Source organism: Polaribacter sp. IC073 (genome assembly GCF_007997075.1).
GTDB lineage: Bacteria > Bacteroidota > Bacteroidia > Flavobacteriales > Flavobacteriaceae > Polaribacter.
Genome location: NZ_VORS01000006.1, coordinates 229,186 through 253,139 on the forward strand (window position 1 = coordinate 229,186; position 23,954 = coordinate 253,139).

At 30.2% G+C, this 23,954-nt stretch carries 21 protein-coding genes; all 21 read left to right on the forward strand.

Annotation, left to right across the window (positions count from 1 at the left end):
- Window positions 1-686 precede the first annotated feature (686 nt).
- The 21 genes from rfbA (at window position 687) to ES045_RS10795 (ending at window position 23,832) form a co-directional block, all read left to right on the forward strand.
- A complete protein-coding gene (gene rfbA, locus ES045_RS10695; protein WP_147116277.1) occupies window positions 687-1,580 on the forward strand; it encodes a glucose-1-phosphate thymidylyltransferase RfbA in 894 nt (297 codons plus the stop codon).
- Window positions 1,570-2,142: a dTDP-4-dehydrorhamnose 3,5-epimerase gene (rfbC, locus tag ES045_RS10700; RefSeq protein WP_147116278.1), complete on the forward strand. Its 573-nt coding sequence runs from the start codon at window positions 1,570-1,572 to the stop codon at window positions 2,140-2,142. The genes rfbA and rfbC overlap by 11 nt, the downstream gene beginning before the upstream one ends.
- Window positions 2,135-2,992, forward strand: coding sequence for a dTDP-4-dehydrorhamnose reductase (gene rfbD / locus ES045_RS10705; protein WP_147116279.1), 858 nt, complete (start codon window positions 2,135-2,137; stop codon window positions 2,990-2,992). Before rfbC ends, rfbD begins: the two co-directional genes overlap by 8 nt.
- Before the next feature lie 39 nt (window positions 2,993-3,031).
- Window positions 3,032-4,075, forward strand: coding sequence for a dTDP-glucose 4,6-dehydratase (rfbB, locus tag ES045_RS10710; protein ID WP_147116280.1), 1,044 nt, complete (start codon window positions 3,032-3,034; stop codon window positions 4,073-4,075).
- Window positions 4,076-4,111: 36 nt separating this feature from the next.
- Window positions 4,112-5,557, forward strand: a complete 1,446-nt coding sequence (locus ES045_RS10715) for a lipopolysaccharide biosynthesis protein (RefSeq protein ID WP_147116281.1) — start codon at window positions 4,112-4,114, stop codon at window positions 5,555-5,557.
- A 5-nt stretch (window positions 5,558-5,562) separates the two neighbouring features.
- Window positions 5,563-6,645, forward strand: coding sequence for a DegT/DnrJ/EryC1/StrS family aminotransferase (locus ES045_RS10720; RefSeq protein ID WP_147116282.1), 1,083 nt, complete (start codon window positions 5,563-5,565; stop codon window positions 6,643-6,645).
- Window positions 6,646-6,687: 42 nt separating this feature from the next.
- Window positions 6,688-8,070 carry a pyridoxal-phosphate dependent enzyme gene (locus tag ES045_RS10725; protein ID WP_147116283.1) on the forward strand — a complete coding sequence of 461 codons (1,383 nt, stop codon included), beginning with the start codon at window positions 6,688-6,690 and terminating at the stop codon, window positions 8,068-8,070.
- A gap of 10 nt (window positions 8,071-8,080) precedes the next feature.
- Entirely contained in the window at window positions 8,081-9,085 is a 1,005-nt protein-coding gene (locus ES045_RS10730; RefSeq protein ID WP_147116284.1) for an ATP-grasp domain-containing protein, read from the forward strand.
- 35 nt (window positions 9,086-9,120) lie between these two features.
- Window positions 9,121-9,975 (forward strand): glycosyltransferase, encoded by an 855-nt coding sequence (locus tag ES045_RS10735; RefSeq protein ID WP_147116285.1) that lies wholly within the window; start codon window positions 9,121-9,123, stop codon window positions 9,973-9,975.
- Window positions 9,972-10,853, forward strand: a complete 882-nt coding sequence (locus ES045_RS10740; protein WP_147116286.1) for a glycosyltransferase — start codon at window positions 9,972-9,974, stop codon at window positions 10,851-10,853. The genes ES045_RS10735 and ES045_RS10740 overlap by 4 nt, the downstream gene beginning before the upstream one ends.
- Window positions 10,850-12,049: a hypothetical protein gene (locus ES045_RS10745; RefSeq protein WP_147116287.1), complete on the forward strand. Its 1,200-nt coding sequence runs from the start codon at window positions 10,850-10,852 to the stop codon at window positions 12,047-12,049. Before ES045_RS10740 ends, ES045_RS10745 begins: the two co-directional genes overlap by 4 nt.
- Before the next feature lie 214 nt (window positions 12,050-12,263).
- Window positions 12,264-13,043: a glycosyltransferase family 32 protein gene (locus ES045_RS10750; protein ID WP_147116288.1), complete on the forward strand. Its 780-nt coding sequence runs from the start codon at window positions 12,264-12,266 to the stop codon at window positions 13,041-13,043.
- A gap of 1 nt (window position 13,044) precedes the next feature.
- Window positions 13,045-14,442 carry a hypothetical protein gene (locus tag ES045_RS10755; RefSeq protein WP_147116289.1) on the forward strand — a complete coding sequence of 466 codons (1,398 nt, stop codon included), beginning with the start codon at window positions 13,045-13,047 and terminating at the stop codon, window positions 14,440-14,442.
- 24 nt (window positions 14,443-14,466) lie between these two features.
- Window positions 14,467-15,054, forward strand: a complete 588-nt coding sequence (locus tag ES045_RS10760) for an acyltransferase (RefSeq protein ID WP_189663082.1) — start codon at window positions 14,467-14,469, stop codon at window positions 15,052-15,054.
- 2 nt (window positions 15,055-15,056) lie between these two features.
- Window positions 15,057-16,298 carry a glycosyltransferase family 4 protein gene (locus ES045_RS10765; RefSeq protein WP_147116291.1) on the forward strand — a complete coding sequence of 414 codons (1,242 nt, stop codon included), beginning with the start codon at window positions 15,057-15,059 and terminating at the stop codon, window positions 16,296-16,298.
- The gene (locus ES045_RS10770; protein ID WP_147116292.1) at window positions 16,299-17,360 is read left to right on the forward strand and encodes a hypothetical protein; all 1,062 of its coding nucleotides are present in this window, start codon (window positions 16,299-16,301) and stop codon (window positions 17,358-17,360) included. It abuts the gene before it with no gap.
- Window positions 17,357-18,445, forward strand: coding sequence for a glycosyltransferase family 4 protein (locus ES045_RS10775; protein ID WP_147116293.1), 1,089 nt, complete (start codon window positions 17,357-17,359; stop codon window positions 18,443-18,445). Before ES045_RS10770 ends, ES045_RS10775 begins: the two co-directional genes overlap by 4 nt.
- The gene (locus ES045_RS10780) at window positions 18,435-19,517 is read left to right on the forward strand and encodes a DUF1972 domain-containing protein (RefSeq protein WP_147116294.1); all 1,083 of its coding nucleotides are present in this window, start codon (window positions 18,435-18,437) and stop codon (window positions 19,515-19,517) included. The genes ES045_RS10775 and ES045_RS10780 overlap by 11 nt, the downstream gene beginning before the upstream one ends.
- A gap of 54 nt (window positions 19,518-19,571) precedes the next feature.
- Window positions 19,572-20,669, forward strand: a complete 1,098-nt coding sequence (locus ES045_RS10785) for an MraY family glycosyltransferase (protein ID WP_147116295.1) — start codon at window positions 19,572-19,574, stop codon at window positions 20,667-20,669.
- A gap of 52 nt (window positions 20,670-20,721) precedes the next feature.
- Window positions 20,722-21,480 carry a polysaccharide biosynthesis/export family protein gene (locus ES045_RS10790; protein WP_147116296.1) on the forward strand — a complete coding sequence of 253 codons (759 nt, stop codon included), beginning with the start codon at window positions 20,722-20,724 and terminating at the stop codon, window positions 21,478-21,480.
- A gap of 3 nt (window positions 21,481-21,483) precedes the next feature.
- Window positions 21,484-23,832, forward strand: a complete 2,349-nt coding sequence (locus ES045_RS10795) for a GumC family protein (protein WP_147116297.1) — start codon at window positions 21,484-21,486, stop codon at window positions 23,830-23,832.
- Window positions 23,833-23,954: the final 122 nt, after the last annotated feature.

Sequence of the window (23,954 nt, forward strand, 5' to 3'; positions counted from 1 at the left end):
AAAGAGTAAAAAATGCTTTTGTGTTTTTAAAAAATTGTAGCGATAATTAACAGCTTAGAGCATACACCATTATTTGAAGATAAAAATCTCTCTATTATTAACGCTTGCATCGAAATCGATAATAATTGGGTGGTAAATTTAAAGAAATAGTGCACCGGAATTTAATAAAAATAGTTCCTTTTGACACATATTAGATTCCTGATTTTGTGTGTTACCATAAAATAATTATTAAAATAAAATATATTAGTGCGCTAAAATAATAAGAGGCAAAACAAACTGTTATTTTTTAGAACCGACCAATTTAGAGAGTCTATTTAAAAAAAAACAAATCATACTCGCGTTACACTTAGCACCTGTTCCTAAAATCAGTCTAATATCCGTAGAAAATAAAATAAATAAACACGCTACACCTTAGTTCATTGCCCCTTATCTAATTACATATTGAGTAGTGCTTTGACGAATTGTAAAATGAATAACACGTTTTTATTGCATTTAGGTTAACCTAAATACAATTCAAAACCATATGTTATGAAACCACAGTACAATAAATATTACTTTTTTAAGTAGCATTTTAGGTACGAAACAATGAGTCTCCCCCCAAAAAGCTTTTAGCTACTCAAGCTTAGCCTTATTAGAATCTTCTAATAAGGCTATTTTTAAGTTAAAATTGAAAAAAATAAACAACCATGAAAGGAATCATATTAGCAGGAGGATCTGGAACAAGATTATACCCTTTAACCAAAGGAACATCAAAACAACTATTACCTATCAACGATAAGCCGATGATCTATTATCCATTATCAGTTTTAATGTTAGCAGGAATTAAAGAGGTTTTAATTATTTCGACTCCTATTGACTTGCCTAGGTTTGAACAGTTATTGGGAGATGGAAGCGATATTGGTATGCAATTTACATATAAAGTGCAACCTTCACCAGATGGATTGGCGCAGGCTTTTATTATTGGTGAAGAATTTATAGGAGATGATGATGTGTGTTTGGTACTAGGAGATAATATTTTTTATGGACATGGACTTACTGAGTTGCTTGCTAAATCTGTAAAAAAAGTTAAAGAAAAAGAGAAAGCCATTGTTTTTGGTTATTATGTTCAAGATCCGGAACGGTATGGGGTGGTAGCATTTGACAAGAAAGGAAGTGCTTTAAGTATTGAAGAAAAACCTGAGAAACCAAAAAGTAATTATGCTGTTGTTGGGTTGTATTTTTATCCAAATAGTGTCATTAAAATTGCGAAAAATGTAAAACCAAGTCATCGTGGAGAGTTAGAAATAACAACTGTTAACGAGGAATATTTAAAACAAAAAAAATTAAAAGTTGAATTGATGGGAAGAGGTTATGCTTGGCTAGATACAGGTACTCATGAAAGTTTGTTAGAAGCTTCAAACTATATTCAGGCTATCGAAAATCGCCAGGGACTAAAGGTTGCTTGCATTGAAGAAATCGCTTTTGAAAAAGGGTATATTTCAAAAGAACAATTACTAAGATTAGCTGAACCATTGAAAAAAAATGGGTACGGACAATATTTATTCGGAATAGCAAAAGAAAAAGAAGCTTATGAACTTTAAAAGAACAGCCATACATGATGTGGTTATTTGTGAACCAGACGTAAAAGGAGATGAGCGAGGGTATTTTGCGGAGACTTTTCGACAAGATAAATTAGAAAATTTTCTAGGCTTTGACATTCATTTTTGTCAAGACAACGAATCTAAATCATCCTACGGTGTTTTAAGAGGTTTACATTATCAATTACCCCCTTTTGCGCAAACCAAATTAGTACGTGTAATTAAGGGCAAGGTGCTAGACATTGCAGTCGATATTAGAAAAGGATCTGAAACTTTTGGGCAGCATGTTGCTGTTGAGTTGACAGAAGAAAATAAAAAACAATTATTAGTGCCAAGAGGTTTTGCGCACGGCTTTGTAGTACTAAGTGAAGAAGCTACTTTTGCTTATAAGGTAGATAATTATTACAACCCAGAATGTGATCGCGGGATCGCCTTTGATGATGCCTCATTAGATATTGACTGGAAAATATCACTAGAAAAAATGCAATTATCGCCAAAAGACACTAAACAACCTTTCTTTAAAGATGCGTTACATTTTGAAGAATTAATAGCATTGTATGCATAATATATTAGTAACAGGTTCTAACGGACAATTAGGCTCTGAGATCAAAGCGTTAGCTCAAACGCATCCAACCTATAATTTTCATTTTACAGGTTCTAAAGAATTAGATATTACAAATCATACCGCTGTTAATGCGTTTGTAAAAGCAGCTAATGTCTCAGTCATTATAAATTGTGCAGCACATACAGCTGTTGATATAGCAGAGAATGAATTAACATTGTCAACGCAATTAAATCATTTGGCTGTTGAAAATTTTGCAAAAATAGCAAAGGCAAACAACATTCAATTACTTCATATTTCAACGGACTATGTTTTTGATGGAACGAGTCATATCTCATATAAGGAAAATGATAGACGAAATACACAAAGCGTATACGGTAGCACAAAATTAGCAGGTGAAGAAGCTATGCAGCGAATTAACCCCGCAAATTCAATGATAATTAGAACCTCTTGGGTGTATTCTAGTTTCGGAAACAACTTTGTAAAAACAATGATCCGTTTAGCGAATCAAAAAAAAGAATTAGGGGTCATTGTAGATCAAATAGGCACACCAACCTATGCCAGAGATTTGGCAAAAGCACTTTTAGAAATCATTCCGAAATTAAAGAATGAAAAGGTGGCAGTGTATCATTACTCAAATGAAGGCGTTTGTAGTTGGTACGATTTTGCAAAAGCTATTTTTGAAATTAAAGCGATAGCTATCAAAGTAAACGCTATTGAAACTTCCCAATACCCCACAGCAGCCAAGAGACCTTTTTTTAGTGTGTTGAACAAGAACAAAATAAAGAATGAGTTTCAATTAGAGATCCCTTATTGGAGAGATTCCTTAAAAGATTGTTTGAAAGAATTATAAAATGTTATTCTCTTAAGAATAAACTAAGCTCAAAAAAAAATGGAAAAGAAAAACATATTAGTTACCGGTGGTGCAGGCTTTATAGGCTCTCATCTCTTGCGTTTATTGGTAAATAAGTATCCCGAGTACAAGATCATCAACATGGATGTACTAACGTATGCCGGGAATTTAGAGAATTTAAAAGATGTTGAAAACAACAAAAATTACACATTTATAAAATGTGATATTTGCGATCACGAAAAAGTAAAAGAGGTGTTTATTAAGTACAACATAGACAGTGTCATTCATTTGGCAGCAGAATCGCACGTAGATCGCTCCATTATAGATCCATTTTCATTTGCACAAACCAATATTATGGGAACGTTGAGTTTGTTGCAAGCAGCAAAGTTTGCTTGGAAAGGTGATTTCGAAAATAAGTTATTTTACCATGTATCTACAGATGAAGTATATGGTTCTTTAGGAGACGAAGGTTTCTTTTTAGAAACTACCGCCTACGACCCGCACTCTCCCTATTCAGCATCCAAAGCATCTTCCGATCATTTTGTAAGAGCTTTTCATGACACCTATGGTCTACCAACCGTTATTTCTAACTGCTCTAATAACTACGGATCCTATCAGTTTCCAGAAAAATTAATCCCCCTTTTTATCAACAATATCTGCAATAACAAACCCTTGCCAGTATACGGAAAAGGAGAAAATATACGTGACTGGCTCTTTGTAAACGACCATGCGCGTGCAATAGACATTATTTTTCACAAAGGAAAACTAGGAGATACTTATAATATTGGTGGTTTTAACGAATGGAAAAATATTGATTTGATAAAAGTGTTGATTGAAACCACGGATCGCTTATTGGAAAGAGAAAAAGGGACTTCCGAAAAATTAATTACTTATGTAACAGACCGTGCAGGGCATGACGTACGATACGCTATTGATGCGACCAAATTAAAAAACGAGTTAGGCTGGGAACCCTCTTTACAATTTGAAGAAGGCATTGAAAAAACAGTACAATGGTATTTAGACAATAAACAGTGGATGGACAATATTACTTCTGGTACTTATGAAGAGTATTATAAGGATTAAGGTAATATTTAAAGCGGAAATGAAAGAATTTAATTAATGCACAATCTTAAACAAAAAGCAATAAAAGGAGTAAGCTGGAGCTTTATTGATAATATTGCTAATTCAGGAATTACTTTTTTGGTTGGGATTGTATTAGCACGCCTACTTTCTCCTGAAGAATTTGGGATTTTAGGAATGATAGCCGTATTTATAGCGGTATCAAATTCTATTGTAGATAGTGGTTTTTCAAGTGCCTTAATACGGAAAGTTGACATAAAAAACAGAGACTATAACACCGTGTTTTATTTTAACATGGTGTTAGGTGTTATCCTGTATATATTGCTATATTTTTCAGCACCATTAATTAGTCGGTTTTTTAACGAGCCTATTTTAATTGCTGTAACTAGGGTAATGGGGCTTCTTTTAATAATAAATTCTTTTGGAATTGTACAACGTACATTATTAATAAAAGAAGTAGATTTTAAAACACAAACTAAAGTTTCATTAATAGCTTCAATTTCAAGTGGTGTTATTGGTATAGGAATGGCTGTAGCTGGTTATGGTGTTTGGAGTTTGGTAGCGCAACAAGTAATTCGCCAACTACTAAACTCAATTTTTTTATGGGTTTTTAATACATGGCGACCAGTTTTTGAATTTTCAAAAGCGAGCTTTAAAGAATTGTTTGGCTTTGGTTCTAAATTATTAGTTTCAGGTATAATTGATACTTTATACAGTAATATCTATTATGTTGTTATTGGTAAATACTTCTCTGCAAATGAGTTAGGTTTGTTTACACGGGCAAAACAATTTAGTTTATTTATATCGGGTAATTTGACATCTATAGTGCAAAAGGTTAGTTACCCATTACTGTGTAATATACAAAATGAAAGTAATGACGAATTATTAAAAAAGACATACCAGCGTATTATTAAAGCAACCATGCTGGTCACTTTTTCATGTATGTTAGGATTGGCGGCAGTAGCAAAACCACTTATCTTACTATTAATAGGAGAAAAATGGTTGCCTTCAATTATTTTTTTACAAATATTATGTTTTGCAGCCATGTTATATCCCCTACATGCCATTAACTTAAACATGTTAATGGTAAAAGGGCGTTCTGATTTATTTTTAAAACTAGAAATTATAAAAAAAATTATAGGAATAGCTCCTGTTGTAATTGGTATATTTTATGGAATTGAAATAATGTTAATTGGTAGTGTCATCGTATCTATTATAGCCTATTTTTTAAATAGTTTTTATTCCTCTAATTTAATTAATTATGCTGCTTTTGACCAAATTAAAGATGTTTTACCTACTTTTTTAGTTGCTCTAACTGTTTCATTTATAGTGTGGACTATAACATTATTAAAATATTCTAACGGAATTACCTTGAGCTTTCAGTTTTTAACTGGGGGGATTTTAAGTCTTAGTTTTTACGAACTATTAAAACTACCAGAGTATATCGAATTAAAACAAATTATTTTATCCTTTATAAAAAAATAAAAATTATGGTTCCAGTTACAAAGCCCTTTTTACCCCCAAAAGAAGATTACGATTTATTGTTGCATGGTATTTGGAAACGACATTGGTTAACAAATATGGGACCTTTGGCAAGTGATTTAGAAATGAAACTAAAAGAACATCTAAATGTAAAACATTTATTGTTTGTTACCAATGGTACTGTTGCATTGCAATTGGCTATAAAAGCATTGGGGTTAACAGGTGAAATAATAACAACACCGTTTACTTATGTTGCCACTACAAGTAGTATTGTATGGGAAGGATGCGAACCTGTATTTGTAGATATTGACAAGCACTCCTTAAATATTGATCCTACAAAAATTGAAGCTGCCATTACGGAAAAAACAACAGCAATAGTAGCAACGCATGTATATGGAAACCCTTGTGATGTGGAAGCAATCCAAAAAATAGCAGATAAGCACAAGCTAAAAGTAATATATGATGCAGCACACGCATTTGGGGTAAAGGTAAACGGAACGTCTATATTTAATTATGGAGATATCTCCACATGTAGCACACACGCAACTAAATTATACCATACCTGCGAAGGTGGACTTGTAGTGACTAAAAATGCGGACACCCTAAAAACCTTAGCCTATATGCGTAATTTTGGACATAGTGGGCCTGAAAGTTTTCAAGGAATAGGTATTAATGGTAAAAACTCTGAATTTCATGCCGCAATGGGCTTGGCTAATTTACCTTGTATGGATGCTATTCATGCACAACGACAAAAATTATCGGAACGGTACACCTTAAAACTGAAAAACTTTAAAGCAGTACAACCTGTATGGCATAAAAAATCGGCATCTAATTATGCGTACTATCCAATAGTTTTTGAAAGTGAAGCGTTGTTATTAAAATGTATAGATGTATTAAAAGCAAATGAAATTTTTGGGAGACGTTATTTTTACCCATCATTGGCAACGAGCCTTCCATATACTAAAAATGTGCCTTTAGAAAATACAGATAACATAGCGAAACGTATTTTTTGTTTGCCTTTGTATTACGATTTAACAATTGAAGAGGTAGATTTAATTTGTAGGTTATTATTGAGAACTCAAAATAATTAGAGAGATAAATTTTCATGTTGTAAATTAATTTAATAAGAACTTATGAAATATACAGATGTTTGTCAATTAGAAGATTTAATGATTTTTTTAGAGGAGATAGATTCTTATTTTAAACCAAAATTATCTTCAAGAGTTAATTTAGATGAGTATGCTATTAAGCTTCTTTTGAAAGCTAATTTTTTAAATATTTATGAGAACACTAAACTAGTATCTTCAGTTATTTATTATTTAAATGAATCGAAGAGTGAAGCATATATACCTATTATTGCTACTTTAAAAAATTATAGAGGTAAAGGTTATTTTTCTTATATGTTAGATGAATTGGATAAAATAATGATACTAAGGAAAATAACCTTTTTAAGGTTAGAAACTTGGGAAGGGAATAAAGCATTGAATTTGTATTTAAAAAAATCATTTGTTATAGAAGAAAGAATACAAGATAGGTCTGATGGTAATTTTAGTATTAAATTAGTAAAGACTTATAATGATGTATCAGGTTTTAAATTTAGTCCAACACCATTAGATGTAAATGAAAGATTAAATAGCGAAGTAAATGTTTCAGTTTATATTAAAAGAGATGATTTGTTTCCAATTATAGGAGGAGGAAGTAAAGGCAGAAAACTTAAATATATTTTAAAAAAAGCGATTGAAGAGGGCTGTACATCAGTTGTTACAGCAGGAAGTTGTAGTTCCAATCATTTAAGAGCTACAGCCGTATTATGTGCTGAATTAGGATTGAAGCTAACAGCTTGCATACATGATGAAAAACCAGCTTATTTTGAAGGCAATATAAAATTAACAAAATTATATTCAAATAAAATTACTTTTTGTAAGATGGCAGAGATTAAGGAAGTTATGGATTTAGAAATGAATAAACTCATAGCTTTAGGAGAAAAACCTTTTTATATATGGGGTGGTGGACATTGTAATGAAGGAACGTATGCATATTATTTAGCAGTCAAGGAATTAAAAGAACAACTTAAAGGTGTAAAACCAGATTATATATTTATAGCTAGTGGTACTGGAGGTACCCAAGCAGGTATAGAATTGGGAGTACAAGATTTTTTGCCAGAATGTAAAGTTATTGGTGTTTCCATCGCAAGAGAATTTGTAAGAGGTGATGTAGAAGTTAAAAAAAGCATCAAAAGTTTTATAGATAGGTTTAATATAGGGTATGAGTCATCAAATATAATTTTTGATGATAGCTATCTTTGCGGGGGATATGGTAAAGTTAATGATGATTATATAGCATTTTTGAAATATTACAGCAAAAAATTCGGTTTAACACTGGATCCAACATATAGTGGTAAAGCATTTTACGCTATGATTGATTATATTAAAAAGAATAAAATAAAAGAAAAATCGAAAGTGGTTTTTTGGAATACGGGAGGAATTTTAAATATTTCTTCTTCAGTTAATTTTTAAATTAAAAATTATGAATTTATTAATTACATCAACAGGTAGAAGAGGCTATATGGTAGATTATTTTAAATCTGCTATTGGTAATAAAGGAAAAGTTTTTGCAGCTAACAGTGAATATACATTAGCGCTTAATAAGGCAGATGAATTTATTATTACACCAAATATTTTTAATGCAAGTTATATTGACTTTTTATTAGATTATTGTCGAGAAAAAAAGATAAATGCCATTATTAGTTTGTTTGATATTGATCTGCCTGTATTATCAAAAAATAAAAAAATATTTAAGGATAATGGTATTGTTTTGTTAATATCTGATGTCGAATTTACAACTTTGTGCAATGATAAGTGGCTGACATATAATTTTCTTTTAAATAATAATTTTAAAACGGCAAAATCTTATATTTCCCTTGAAGATTTTCATAATGATTTTAAATGTAATAAGATAGAATTTCCTGTTTTTTTAAAACCTCGTTGGGGAATGGGATCTATAGGAGTTTTTGAAGCTCAAAATGAGGAGGAACTAAATGTTTTTTATAAGAAAGTAAAAAAGGAAATTCTAAACTCATATTTAAAATATGAGTCAAATTATGATATTGAGCATGCAATAATTATTCAAGAGAAAATAAAAGGACAAGAGCATGGTTTAGATATTTTGAATGATTTAAATGGTAATTATATCTGTTCTGTTCCTAAAATAAAAATAGCAATGAGAGCTGGAGAAACAGATATTGCAGAAACAATAATAAATGATAAACTTGAAAAATTAGCAAAAATGCTAGCAGATAAAACGAAACATCTTTTAAATTTAGATGTGGATTGTTTTATTGAGGGAAATACTATTTCAATTTTAGAAATGAACGCAAGATTTGGAGGACAATATCCATTCTCTCATATTTCTGGAGTTAACTTCCCTAAAGTTATTATTAATTTATTAGAGGGGAAATCAATAAATAAGGAGGATATTACTTTTCAGCCAACAGTCGCTTTTAAAGAGTTATACATTAGAAAAAAAAAATAGTAATAATATAAAAATATAAAACAATTTTTAATACTATGAATAATCCAGTTTTGGTTTCTATCTGTAGTATGGCATACAATCATGAAAAATATATAGTTGAATGTTTAGAAGGTTTTTTAATACAAAAAACAAACTTTAAATTTGAAATATTAATTCATGATGATGCCTCAACAGATGATACTGCAAAAATTATAAGGGACTATGAAAAAAAGTATCCAGATATTATAAAACCCATTTATCAAACAGAAAATCAATATTCTAAAGGTATAAAACCCACAACTAACTTTTTGTATCCTAAAGCAAAAGGCAAATATATTGCATTTTGTGAAGGTGACGACTATTGGACAGACCCATACAAATTACAAAAACAAGTAGATTTTTTGGAGGCGAATGAGGATTATGTAATTACGTATGGAGATATGGAAGCCTTTGATGAAAAGGGTGTGTTGGGTAATATTATTGGTGGTGCTAAAAAAGATTTAAGCAAATCAGATTTAATGCAATGTACGCCTGTCAATACATTAACAGCTTGTTTTAGAAATGTAATTAGAGAATTTCCTTCAGAAATGAGCTGCGCAAGAATAGGAGATTTATTTTTATGGTCACTTTTAGGCGCTTATGGGAAAGGCAAGTACCTTAAACCTATTAAACCATCTAGGTATAGGGTACATGATGGAGGAGTTTTTTCTAAACAGTCAAAAGAGAGAAAAAATGAGATGTGGGTGATTACAAGTGGTGCATTATTAGCATATTATAGCCGTATTGGAAATGAAGAAATGAAGAAATTTTTTCTTCGAAAAAATTTGGTAGCTTCCCTTGGTTTGTTTGGGGTAGTTCCCTTTATAAAGTATGTATTTGTGAAATTTTTTAAACTTTATATAAAAAAATGATAGGCATCATACTCCTCAACTACAATTCATACCAAGACACAATAAATCTTGTAGCTGAACTGCAGCTGCAAACTCTAGCTAAAGAGTTACAAATTATTATAGTAGATAACGCATCACCTAATAATTCGTATGAGCAACTAAAACCCTTAGAAAAACAATATCAAAATGTAGTTGTATTGCAGACAGGAGCAAATTTAGGCTATGCTAAAGGAAATAATTTTGGATTGGATTATTTAGACAAACATATTAAACCAACGTATGTTGCTATTTTAAATAATGATATTATTTTACCCTATAATTGTTTTGAAAAGTTAGTAGAAAAATATACTATTTTAGACAAACCTGCTATTATAGCACCAAAACAATTAGATGTTAATAATAGGGAATTTTTACCTTATAAAATAAATACCTTTTTAGATGATTGCTTAAACCTCTTTTATATATTTAAATTATTTCATAAACGAAATGCCCTTCCATACACCGATACTTCTGGGCAAAGAGCCATGAAAGTAGAAATGATTCCAGGTAGTTTTATGTTTGCTTCTTTTGAACGTTTTAAGAAAATGGGCTTTTTTTACCCAAATACCTTTTTATTTGTGGAAGAGCGTTTTATAGCTGTAAAGGCAGCAGAATTGGGTTTCAATAATTATATACTGTTAGATGAAACGTATGTTCATGCACATTCAAAAACCATTAATACGGTATTTAATCCAGTTAAAAAGTTCCAGTTATTGTATGTCGGTTGGTTAGAATTTACTAAGGTTTGCAGAACTCACGGTAATTTAAAAAGCGTTATACTTAAACCTTTAATGCAATTATCATTATTAGAGATGCAAATAGTTTACAGAATTAAAAAAATATGTCAAGCTAAGAAATGATTGCCAAAAACTATCCAATATTATTTGTCGTTATTATCCTCGTTTCAACAGCTATTGCACCGAGCTTTGCTTTAGGAGAAGGAAATCGGAACCTATTGTTGATTGGAGTCATGTCAATTTCTCCAATTATAGTAATAATGTATGAAAAGTTAGATAATGACGATTTTTTATTACTGATGTTTATGGCAAGTATCATCCTATTTCCACTTGTCTTTCATCCAGAGAGTATGCGATGGTCTACAATATTGTATTCTTGTATGTTTTGTTTAACATTTATAGCTTATAAGAGATTATTATATGATAGCAATTTTACAGTTTCTGATTTCCAGAAGTTATTAAAGTTTTTAATCTTTGCTTATTTTTTTGTGTTAGTAATACAACAATTTTGTGTCTTAACAGGGTTACCTATTTTTAATATAAGTAATTACGACCCAAAAACTCCTTGGAAATTAAATGCATTGGCGGCAGAACCATCTCACAGTGCACGAATTTTACCTTTATTAATGTATTGCTATTTAGTTGCAGTTGAAATACGCTCAGGTCAGAAATACAATTTGAAAAATGGAATTAAAAAGGATAAGTGGGTCTGGGGAGCTTTTGTTTGGTCTATGATCACTATGGGAAGTGGTGCGGCATTTTTGTTTCTAGGTCTTTTTTTTTTAAAAATCATTAAATTTCGAAATTTAATACCAGTTATAGGATTTATGGTTGCTTTACTTGTAGTAAGTTCTTTTCTAGAAATAAAAGCTCTGGATCGTACTTATAAAACAATAGAGGCTACTTTAACATTTAATGATGCTGCCATTTTAAAAGCAGACCACAGTGCTGCAATGAGAATAGTTCCATTTATGATTTTATCAAAGATGGTAGGTATTAGTTCTATGAATGATTGGTTTGGTAACGGAATAGATTTCACATCAACTATTCTTAGTAATAGAATTCCAGGCGTACCTAAAGGAGCTACAGGAGGAGGAAGCTTACAAATTTGGTTGGAGTATGGAATAATATCATTTAGTCTTTTTATTTTTTTTAGTTTAATTACTTCAATAAGAAAAGAAAAGTTTATTGGGTTTTTATTTTGGTGTCTTCTTGTTTTAATTGTAGGAGTTAACAATCAAATAGTTTGGTTATTTCTTCTGTTATTTATAACAAATGAATACTTTAAAAATACAATTAATAAAAAAAATATTTTGTAAAAATATGTCATATAACTCATGGCAGGGTTAATTCTGATGGTGAAAATGGAATTACTAGAACGGTATACAATTTTAATTGAATATTTAATTGTTTATTTAATTAATGCAAAAGCGAAATTCCTACTAGGAAAATAGAATTTCACCAAAGAAAGATAATTTACAATTACAAACTAACGCTTAGATTAAATATATAATTATTAACAAATAAAAAAACATGAATGCAATACCTAAAATTATTCACTATTGTTGGTTTGGTCCAAAACCAATTCCTGAATTGGAATTGAAGTGTATAGAATCATGGAAAAAATACCTTCCAGATTATCAACTAATGTTTTGGGATGAAAAAACCTTTGATGTTAATTCTCACATATTTTCTATGCAAGCATACGAAACTAAACATTATGCCTTTGTGAGTGATTTTGTAAGAGCTTTTGCCTTAAAGAAATATGGCGGTGTTTATTTAGATACAGATTTAGAAGTACTTTCTAATTTTTCTTCAATTTTAGAAGGGAAGGAAGTGGTTTTAGGTTTTGAAAATAAAACATTTGTAGGTACAGCATTTATGGCTTCAGTAAAAGATCATTTTATTTTTAATCAATTTTATCTTTACTATACAAACTTATCTTTTGTAAATTCTGATGGAGGAGTGGAAATAGTTGCTAACCCTTCAATATTGGCTGGGATATTAAAAGAAATTAAAATAGAATTGAATGGTCAAGATCAATTTATTAATGGTATCCATATAATGAAAAGAGAGCTATTTTTTCCAAAGAAAATTTCTAAAGGTAATTTTAGAGTTACTGATGAAACACTAACTATCCATCATTTTGAAGGAAGTTGGTTAACTGAAAGACAAAAACGTAGAGGTGTAAATATTTTTTGGATTGAAGTGTGTAGACCAATATTGAAAAAATGTAAATCATTGGCAGGGATTGTGTTAGGTGGAAATAAGACGAAAGAGATAGAAATGAAAATTAGAAATTGGTTGAAGTAATATGAAAGTGCTAACTGACAATAAATTAGACTATGAAATTATCTGGAAGAAAATACATTCAGATATTTTCTCAAAATATATATTAAAATTAAATGAAAGTAAAATACGTTATTTTATTCTAAGGAATTTTGAAACCTTACCAGATAAAAACACATCTAAAGATGTAGATATTATTATCGAGCCTAAATCGTATAAAGAAGCATTTACTATTTTATTGGATGTTTTAAAAGAATATAAAATATCAAATTATCGTGTTGTAAAATATGAAAGAGTCCATTGTTGTTTTGGAATTTCTATTGAAAAGAATTTCTCAATTCATATTGATTTGATAGAAGGGTATTTATCAAAAGGGTTTGAAGTATTTTCATTTGATATGCTTTATGAGCAAACTATAGAGTATAAAAATTTTAAGGTTTTAAATGAAACTTATGATGCAATAATGTTACTGTATTATAAGGTAATTGGTACTAAGCAACTAAAACAACAATACCAAGATAAAATTAATTTTACGTATAAAATATATAATAAGGAGATCAATAAAGTATTAGCAGCTACTTTAGGTAATAAAATGAGTCGCCTAATTATTAAAGCTTTGTCTAATCAAGATTTTGCTACAATAATCAAAAATGCGAATGTGCTTTCAAAGGTTTCAAAACAAAGAGTTCTTATAAGAAAACCTTTTAAAACAACTAATAGAATAGTACAATTTTTATGTGAGAAAATATATAGGATATTATATTGCCCAAGAAAATATCAAAATTTTATTTCAGTACAAGGTGCGGATGGCACAGGAAAATCTACATTTATTGATGGTTTGGTAAAGGCTATTGCTTTTTATAATGTATCTGAAGAATCGAAATCTCATATTTATCATCATCGTCCAAAACTTTTACCAAATCTGGGTGCAGCAGGAGAAAAAGCAGGTGTTATGAAAGAGGATACAGATTTTACAAATCCGCATAGGGCTAAACCAGCAGGTTTTATAAGTTCATTTATTAGAATGACTTATTATTGGTTAGACTATGTGATAGGTGTTCCTATAAAACTTAGAAAAGACGTGCAATTTGATAGATTCACAATTTATGATCGGTATATCTATGATTTTTTAGTAGACCCCTATAGGTCACGGATCAATTTGCCATATTGGTTGCGTAAATTATTTACGAAATTGGTGATACAACCCCGAATTGTTTTTGTTTTATTGACAGATGCTGAAACAATTTATAAAAGAAAACAGGAATTAACCATTGATGAAATTAATCGACAGTTAGGAGAATTTAAAAAATTAGCAGAAACAAATAAACGCTTCGTAATAATTGATGCGTCCAAAAAACCTGAAGAAATAGTAGAAGATGCTATGAAAATTCTGATTGATAAATTTACTTTACAAATAAAATAGAATATTTATTATGAAAAAAAAATATTGGTTTTCATAACATCATTAGTTAGATTGTTAAGAGGAGAGGTGAGCACTAAATCTCTGGTTAAAAGAGGGTTAGTAATTGGTGATAATTTTTCAAGACAAGGTGGAGTTAGAATTGATACTTCATATAGTTTTTTAATTGAAATAGGTAATAATGTAGGTCTTGCGCCTAATGTGGTTATTTTAGCACATGATAATTCAACAAAAAGATTTATAGGTGTAGCCAAGTTAGGTAAAGTAAGAATTGGTAATAATGTATTTATTGGAGCAAATGCTATAATACTTCCAAATGTAACAATTGGTAATAATGTAATTATAGGGGCAGGGAGTGTTGTAAATAAAAGTATTTCTGATGATACAGTAGCAGCAGGTAATCCTGTAAAAGTAATTCAGTCAATATCAGATTTTAAAAAGAAAAATATTAATCTTTTAAAGTCAAGACCCCTTTTTGATACTTCATTTGGAGCGATTATTATTAATGAAGAGAAGAAACAGTTAATGAAACAAAAATTATATGATGGGTATGGATTTTATCAATGCGATAATTATTCTAAAATGGAAGAATCTAGAAATACTTCTGAAAATTAATTATGAGAACTATTTTAGTAAGCGCTTATGCTTGTGAACCTTTAAAAGGTTCTGAGCAAGGAGTTGGTTGGAATTGGGTGTTACAAATGGCGAAGCATAATTACTTACATGTAGTTACTCGAGCCAATAACCGAGAGTTTATTGAAGCACACTTGCCGAAGGCTCTAGCAGGAAATATAACGTTCCATTATTATGATACCAATAAGCATATTAAGAGTTTAAAGAACAAAGCCAAAGGCTTGTATTTTTACTATTTATGTTGGCAATTAGGAATAATTTCAGTAGTGAAAAAATTAAAGAAAGAGCATCAATTTGATTATGCGATGCATTTAACCATGGGAAGTTTATGGATGCCGACTTTTTTGCCTTTTTTTAATATGCCTTTTATATGGGGGCCTGTTGGAGGTGGTGATGGAGAACCGAATTCATTTTTAAAAGAATTGCCTTTTAAGCAGCGTATGTTACAGTATGTTCGTATAGTTATGAATGCTTTAGCTTTTATACATCCGTCAATATTAATTCCTTGTTTTAAAGCTAAAGTAATATTGGCACGTACACAAAATTCTGCAAATGTAATTCCGAAATTGTTTAAATCAAAAGTTCGTGTTATGTTGGAAACAGCGATGGAGCCAGATATATTTGAATATCAGCATAGTGCTAATCCAGAATTAATAAAACAAGATATTCGTTTAATAACAACAGGAAGATTGATGCCTTCAAAGAATATTATAGCAGCAGTCAGATGTATTTCATATATTCCAGCTTCCTACAATATTGTATTTACAATTATAGGTTCAGGAATTGAAAAAGAGAAAATTGAAAAAGAAATAGTAAGAACCAATCAAGAAAATAGAATAAAAATAATTTCTGAAATTCCTAGAACAGAAGTTTTAAAAGAATTATCGAATTCAGATATTTATCTTTTCCCAAGTCTGCGAGAAGGAGGGTGTTGGGCATTAATGGAAGCTATGGCAATAGGCTTGCCTGTTGTTTGTTTAAATTGGTCTGGTATGGAAATTATTACAGATGACACATCTGCTATTAGACTTCCTGTTACAAACCCAAAGCAAATGCCTAAAGATATAGCCAATGCAATCTGTAAACTTATTGATAACCCTGAATTAAGACTAAAAATGGGTAACGCAGGACGAGAACGTATTAAAAATGTTTTTAATTGGGATGCGAAAGGAACTTTTATGGAAAATTTATTAAATGAATTGGATAATTCTGAATATAAAAGTTAGATGAACAAGTTTTTTTTTATACTAAAAGGAAATAATGGTGCTACTTATATTTTAAACACCAAGAACTGGAAAGCCATTTCTAATTCTTTAAAATTTTACAGGGCTCATTCCTTAAAATCGAAAATCTTAAAATGGGGATTAAGGATTGCTTTGTTCGTATTAGGAAAGTTAAAGTCTCCGAAATTAAAGACAATACAAAACACCAATAATTTTATCTGTGAAATAGTAGGTTTTAATGGGAGTTTTGAATTAAATACCAATTGCTCGGTTTTAATTTCGCCAACGCAAGACAAAGTAATTATAAACCATCACAATCAGTATTTTCAAAAATTTGCTTTTGGAGAAAGTTATGGAAACGTAAAAAAAGAGGCTGAAATTTATAAATTATTCAAATCGGGTACGCAAAACTTTCAGGTATCTCACTTTTATGATGAACAAATAGTAAAAGATACCTGCTGTTCATTTAAATTATCAAATGAAAAATTAATTACCTCGAAAAAAGAAAAGAAGCGTGATGTAGCGGTAGTAGCTGCACTTACAGCTCTTTTTAACCATAGTGAAAAAAATAAGATAACGGTAGTGCATCATTTAGAGACATTAATGGGTAAAATACAATTAACAGGTATTTCTCTTGATAAGGCTCAATTTCAAATGATAAAAGAATTGAACAAGGAGTTTGGTACAATTTGTTTTCCTTTAGGATTGGTACATCGCGATTTTAAACCTTGGAATGTGTTAAATTTTGACAAACTACTAATTTATGATTTTGAAGAAGCCATCTTAGCGGGGCCACCTTTAGAGGATTTGCTTAATTACTATGTAGATCCGATAATTAGATATAAAAATACCGAAGCTATTGCAGAACTTATTTATTCAAAGGAAATGAATCTAAAATATTCAGAATATTTAGACAAATTGAAGGTACCTACAAGCTTTAAACCATTTTTAGTAATTTATGTATTGGAACGCATCCTTTTTTGGCATGAAGCGAAAGAATTTGATACTTCAGAGAAGTATCTGGCACTCTTAAATAAGATGACAAATAGGGAAAGAAATTCATGAAAAAAATAATATTTATCCATTTATTAAATGATTTTAGTGGCAGTCCGAAAGTATTATCTCAGGTAATTAATAATTGTAAAAAAGAAGGGTATCCTGTTGAATTATACACAGGAAAAAGTAGCCAAGGCTTTTTGTCTGGATTAACGGAAAAGCATCATTATTATTTTTACAAACGATTTGAAAATAAATATGCAACCTTGTTTTCATTCCTGTTTTCTCAATTGCTCTTATTTTTAAAACTGCTAAAATACTATAATAAAGATGTGGTATTCTATGCAAATACGCTATTGCCTTTTGCAACAGGATTGGCTGGTAAAGTACTGAGGAAAACAGTTATTTACCATGTGCATGAAACATCTATTAGTCCTAAATTATTTAAAGGTTTTTTACGTTTTGTAGTTCAACTAACAGCTAGTAAAGTCATTTTTGTATCCAATTCTCTAAGAAAAACAGAATCTTTTCATACTAAGAGTGAAACCGTTATTTTTAACTCTTTGCCTAAGACCTTTACAAACAAAACCCTTCGGCATGCATACAACCCAATAGATCAGACTTTTTTTACTGTATACATGATTTGTTCTTTAAAAGATTATAAAGGAGTACAAGAATTTATTAAAATAGCAAAACTAAGCGAGCCACATAAAAAAATACATTTTACGTTGATCTTAAATGTTCCGCAAAAAGACATTACTAATTATTTTTTGAATAAAATAGTACCAGATAATATTAAAATACTGCCTACCCAAAAGAAATTAGAGGATTTTTATAAAAAAGCAAGTTTAGTCTTGAATTTATCTAGAGTTGATGAATGGGTAGAAACCTTTGGCTTAACCATTATAGAAGCGATGGCTTTTGGTATTCCAGTAATAGTGCCCCCTGTGGGTGGTCCTGCTGAAATTGTTACAAATGATAAAGAAGGATATTTAATTTCTTCTTATGAGGTGGAAAAAATTGCACAAAAGATACTAGAACTATCTATTAATAAGAAGAAATGTTTAGAACTCTCTCGAAATGCTTACAAACGTTCTTTAGATTTTAACGAAGAAATATTTAATGCACAAATTATAAAAACCATTGAAGCTTAAAAAAATTGCAATTATTGGAACGGTAGGACTGCCTGCCAAATATGGTGGTTTTGAAACCTTAGCTGAATATTTAACAAAACAATTGGCTACAGATTTTGAACTATCTGTTTTTTGTAGTTCAAAATCCTATAAAAATAAACAGAAAACACATAATGGAGCACAATTAAAATACATTCCGTTACAAGCCAATGGGGTACAAAGTATTCCATATGATATTATTTCCATTTTTAAGGCTATGTTTTATGCAGATGTACTACTAATTTTAGGAGTATCGGGTTGTATTATTTTGCCATTTGTACACTTATTTTCAAGAAAAAAAATAGTGGTAAATATTGATGGATTGGAATGGAAACGTGCCAAATGGGGAAAGTATGCGAAATGGTTTTTAAAATTTTCTGAAAAATTAGCCGTAAAATATGCCCATACAGTGGTTTCAGATAATAAGGTAATAAAAGAGTATGTTTTGAAGCACTACCATATTAAGAGTCATTTGATAGCCTATGGTGCTGACCACTGTAAACATGAAAAGCTATCAAAAGAAGTACTGTTAAAATTTCCTTTTTTAGCTAAAAACTATGCATTTAAAGTGTGTAGAATTGAACCAGAGAATAATCTTGAAATGATCTTGGAAGCTTTTTCAGTTTTTACCGAATTAAATATCGTTCTAATTGGCAATTGGGGCAACAGTACTTTCGGGAGGCGTATGAAAGAAAAGTTTACGCCGTTTAAAAACATACATCTGTTAGATCCTATTTACAATCAAAATATATTAAATCAAATAAGAAGTAATTGTTATGTGTACATACATGGGCATAGTGCAGGTGGAACAAATCCATCTTTAGTAGAAGCTATGTACTTGCAATTACCGATACTCGCCTACGGAGTACAATACAATAAAGAAACTACGCAATATAAAGCTGTTTATTTTCAAGATAAGCAGGAATTGATACAGGTACTTTCTACATTAAATACAACCGAATTAACCGTTATGGCTAAAAACTTAAAAGAGGTAGCACTTAATAGATATACGTGGTCAATAGTAGCGAAACAATATGCTCTATTACTAAGGTAAAATCTCTTTTAATTTTCATTCAATTATATAAAAAACTGCTAAAACAATAACCGTATGTTAAAAATTTATATCGTAACGCCATTACTTATTATAGGTGCGTTTCTGGTCACGTTTATCATCATTCCTAAAATTACATGGATTGTAAAAAAGTTAAAATTAACAGACAAGGCAGATACTAGGAGTTCTCATAAAAATGCGATACCTACCATGGGAGGTTTTTCTTTTTTTATCGCGATAATTTTAATTGTATTTTTTATTAAGAGATGGGATACCGAATTAATTGCAATAAATTTTATTACATCTATCACCATTATTTTTATGATTGGGTTTAAAGATGACTTGGTATTATCTTCTCCCAAAGCCAAAGCTATAGGGCAGTTAGTAGCTATTTTATTTCTATTTTTAAGTGGCCTATTTAAGAATATTAGCTTAGATGGTTTTTTGGGTATTTACGAAGTACCAATGGTACTATCATTCTTATTTTTAACTTTTATAATGTTAGCTATTATTAATTCCTTTAATTTAATTGATGGTGTAGATGGTTTGGCAGGTACTGTTGGAATTGTAATATTTATAGTATATGCAGTAATTTTTTTTGCTACAGGTTTCTATTTTTATGGGTTGTTGAGTAGTAGTTTGGTAGGAGTTTTAACAGCCTATTTAGTGTATAATTTTTCGGAAAGCAAAAAAATATTTATGGGAGATACAGGTTCTTTACTAATTGGATTTTGCATCAGTTTTTTTACTTTAAAATTTATATCTATGGATGCTTCTTATTTTTGGTATACTAATTTTCATGCACATGATAAATTATTGATCGCCTTTGTAATCTTATCCATTCCACTTTTTGATACATCACGTGTTATTGTAATTCGTTTATTACAAAAAAAGAGCCCATTTTACCCAGATAGAAACCATATTCATCATGTGTTAATTGATGCCGGCTTAAGTCATAAAAAAACAAGTTTGATTTTAGGGATTTTAAATTTAATTATTGTTGGGGTCTTTTTGCATCTGTCTACACGTTTAGACAATAGCTTTCAATTATTATTTATTTTAATAGGCAGCTATTTACTGCTTTTAGTCCCATTTTATATCTTAAAGCAAAAAACTAGCAATAAAAAACCTTTTAAGTATCAGCTTAAAAAGTAAAGAATATCATTTAATATGGTTAAATAAAAATATAAATAGCAAAAAAAAAGTAATGAAAAAACAGTATTATAAGATCTTTGTAACAACAGGGTTATTTTTCTTTTTAACTTCCTGTGTGTCCTCTAAAAAAGTCCTTTATTTTCAAGATAATGAGACACCAATAAGTAAAGAAAATTTTCAAATTTTTGAGCCTAGTATAGGTCCAGATGATTTATTAACCATAAATATTGCCACAATTGATACAGAAGCAGCTTTGCCTTTTAATTTGTATGAAGGTATGCAGGGTGCTGGAAGTTTAAAACCGTTGCCTTATCTGGTAAATAAAAGAGGGGAAATAGATTTTCCTGTAATAGGAACTATAAAAGTTGCAGGTTTTACAACCGATGAGTTAAGTGAGAGAATAAAAACGCTACTTAAGGATTACCTTATAAAACCAACCGTAAATGTTAAACTGGTGAATTTTAAGGTGACTGTAATGGGCGCTGTAAAAAAACCAGGTTCTTATACCATATCAAGTGAACGCATTACAATTATTGAAGCGTTGGGTTTAGCAGGTGATTTAGAACTACAAGGTAATAGAAAAACGGTACTATTAGTTCGCGAAAAAGAAGGAGAACGGATCTATGTAACAATCGATTTAACCAATAAAAAACTATTTAGTTCCCCTTACTATTATTTAGCACAAAATGATGTGTTGTATGTAGCACCAAACAAGGTGAAAATTAATTCGTCTGGGGTTGGTTCTAATACAGGGGTGGTTATTTCATCTATTTCAATATTAATTACTTTAGTAGCTTTATTAATAAAATAAAATATGATAAACGATAATAATAAAGCCATCTATGAGGATGCCAATACTATTAATTTTAGAGAATTTTTTGAAAAGTTTGCATTTCATTGGAAATGGTTTTCTTTAGGGATAATAACCATGTTAGTACTTGCCTTTTTATATTTAAGGTATACGCCAAGACAGTATAAAGTATCTGCAACTATTTTGGTGAATGATAAGAATTCTGGAGAGCTACAATCAGAGCTTTCTGCATTTCAGGATTTAGGAATTATGAGCGATGTGAAATCTTCCTTTAATAATGAACTAGGAATTCTTAAATCTAGAACTTTGGCAATGCAAGTTGCGAAAGATTTAAAACTCAACATTAGCTTTTATCGAAAAGATTTTATGAAAGTAAATGAAGTTTATAAAGATAAATTACCATTTAAAATAAAGTTTTTAACAAATGATACTATTTTAAATGTAACATCTCTTTCATTTTATATCCATCCAATTTCTGAAACTCAATTTTTATTAGGAAATGCAGAAGAAGAATCTTTAGGCAAATTCACTTATGGAGAAACTGTTGCTATGGGTTCAATTGATTTTATTGTGACACCAAGCATATCTGGTATACCAATTAGTGATGAGCACTATAAGGTTGTTATTCTACCCATTGAATTCGTTGCGAACCAATTTAAAAATATGATTAAGATTGCACCAGTCGATGAAAAATCGAGTTTAATAGATTTAAGTATTGAGTATGGCGTGAAACAAAAGGCTGAACATATTCTCAATAATTTGGTGAAAATTTATAATCAAAATGCAATAATTGATAAAAGTACCATCGCTATAAAGACAAATGATTTTATAGGAGAGCGATTGGTTGTTATTTCAAAAGATCTTTCTCTTCTAGATAAAAGTGTTGAAGCTTTTAAGACAAACAATAAAATTACAGATGTTAAAACAGAAACTGGAATCATTTTGTCTTCTAGTTCTGAGATAAATGAAAGCATTATAGCATTAAATACACAATTAAAATTAGTAGACTTTGTCGGTTTGTATATCAACGATAATTCAGAGGATTTAATTCCTGTGAATTTAGGTTTATCTGATATTTCCTTCAGTGAATCTACAGGAATCTATAATGAAATATTATTGGAACGAAAAAGAATTTCAAAAAGTTCAAGTACTAAAAACCCAGTACTCATGAATTTAGATGAACAGTTAAAAAATAGAAGGGCAAGTATATCAAAGAGTTTGGTAAATCTAAAGTCTACGTTGAACATTTCTTTACAGGATTTAAAAGCGAGAGAAAAACGGATTGATTCAGAAATACAATCTGCACCTAAGCAAGAGCGAGAATTTGTAGAAATGAAACGTCAACAGCAAATTATAGAGACTTTGTATTTATATTTGTTAGAAAAAAGAGAAGAAAATTCTATTACTTTAGCGGTAACTATTCCGAATTCAAAAATTATAGATAGTGCATTTGGTAGTAATATGCCAATCTTCCCTGTACCTAGAAAGGTCTATTTTTTAGCAATCCTAATAGGAATGGGTATTCCTTTTGGTGTTATATTTCTTATCGGTTTATTTGACAATAAGGTACACACATATGAAGATTTGGAGCGGGAACTAAAAATACCAATAATTGGAGACATACCTATAATTAAATCGGGAGAAAGGCTTGTTTTTGAAGAAAATGAAAGAAACTTATATGCAGAAGCATTTCACCTCTTACGCACCAATATAAACTTTATGTTGGCTGGAATAAAAAGTACTTCTAAAACAATTTTTGTAACATCTACTATAAGTGGAGAAGGAAAGACATTCACAGCCATTAATTTGGCTGCTTCATTAACCTTGTCAAACAAAAAAGTGTTGCTAGTAGGGGCCGATATTAGAAATCCAAAATTAGCAGCGTATTTAAATGTGCCGTTGGAAAAAGGATTAACTCATTTTTTAATGGATACTGAATTGCACATAGAAAGTGTGATACAACATATAAAATCGACTAATTTTGACATGATACAATCAGGTCTCAATGCTCCAAACCCATCTGCACTATTAATGAATGACCGTTTTAAGGAGGTAATGGCTTATGGAAAAAAACACTATGATTTTGTTATTTTTGATACACCTCCTGTACACGTAGTGGCAGACACTTTATTATTAAGTGAAAACAATGCTGATTTGGTTATTTATGTGGTACGTGCCAATTATTTAGACAAACGATTATTGAAAGTTCCAAAGAAAATGTCCGATGAAAAACGCTTGCCAAATATGGCACTAGTTATCAATGGTACAGCGCCAAAAAATGGTTATGGCTATGGTTATTATGGTTACCTTCAAGACGACAAATCAAAAAGACCTTGGCATAGAAAAATATAGAGTTCTGTAGCTTGTTTTTAACGTAAATAAATATATTAAAACACGAAAATAGTAAACAAGACGAAATTAAAAAAAAGGGGAACGAATTGCATAATTAAAGTTTGTAAAGGATTTTCTGTAAA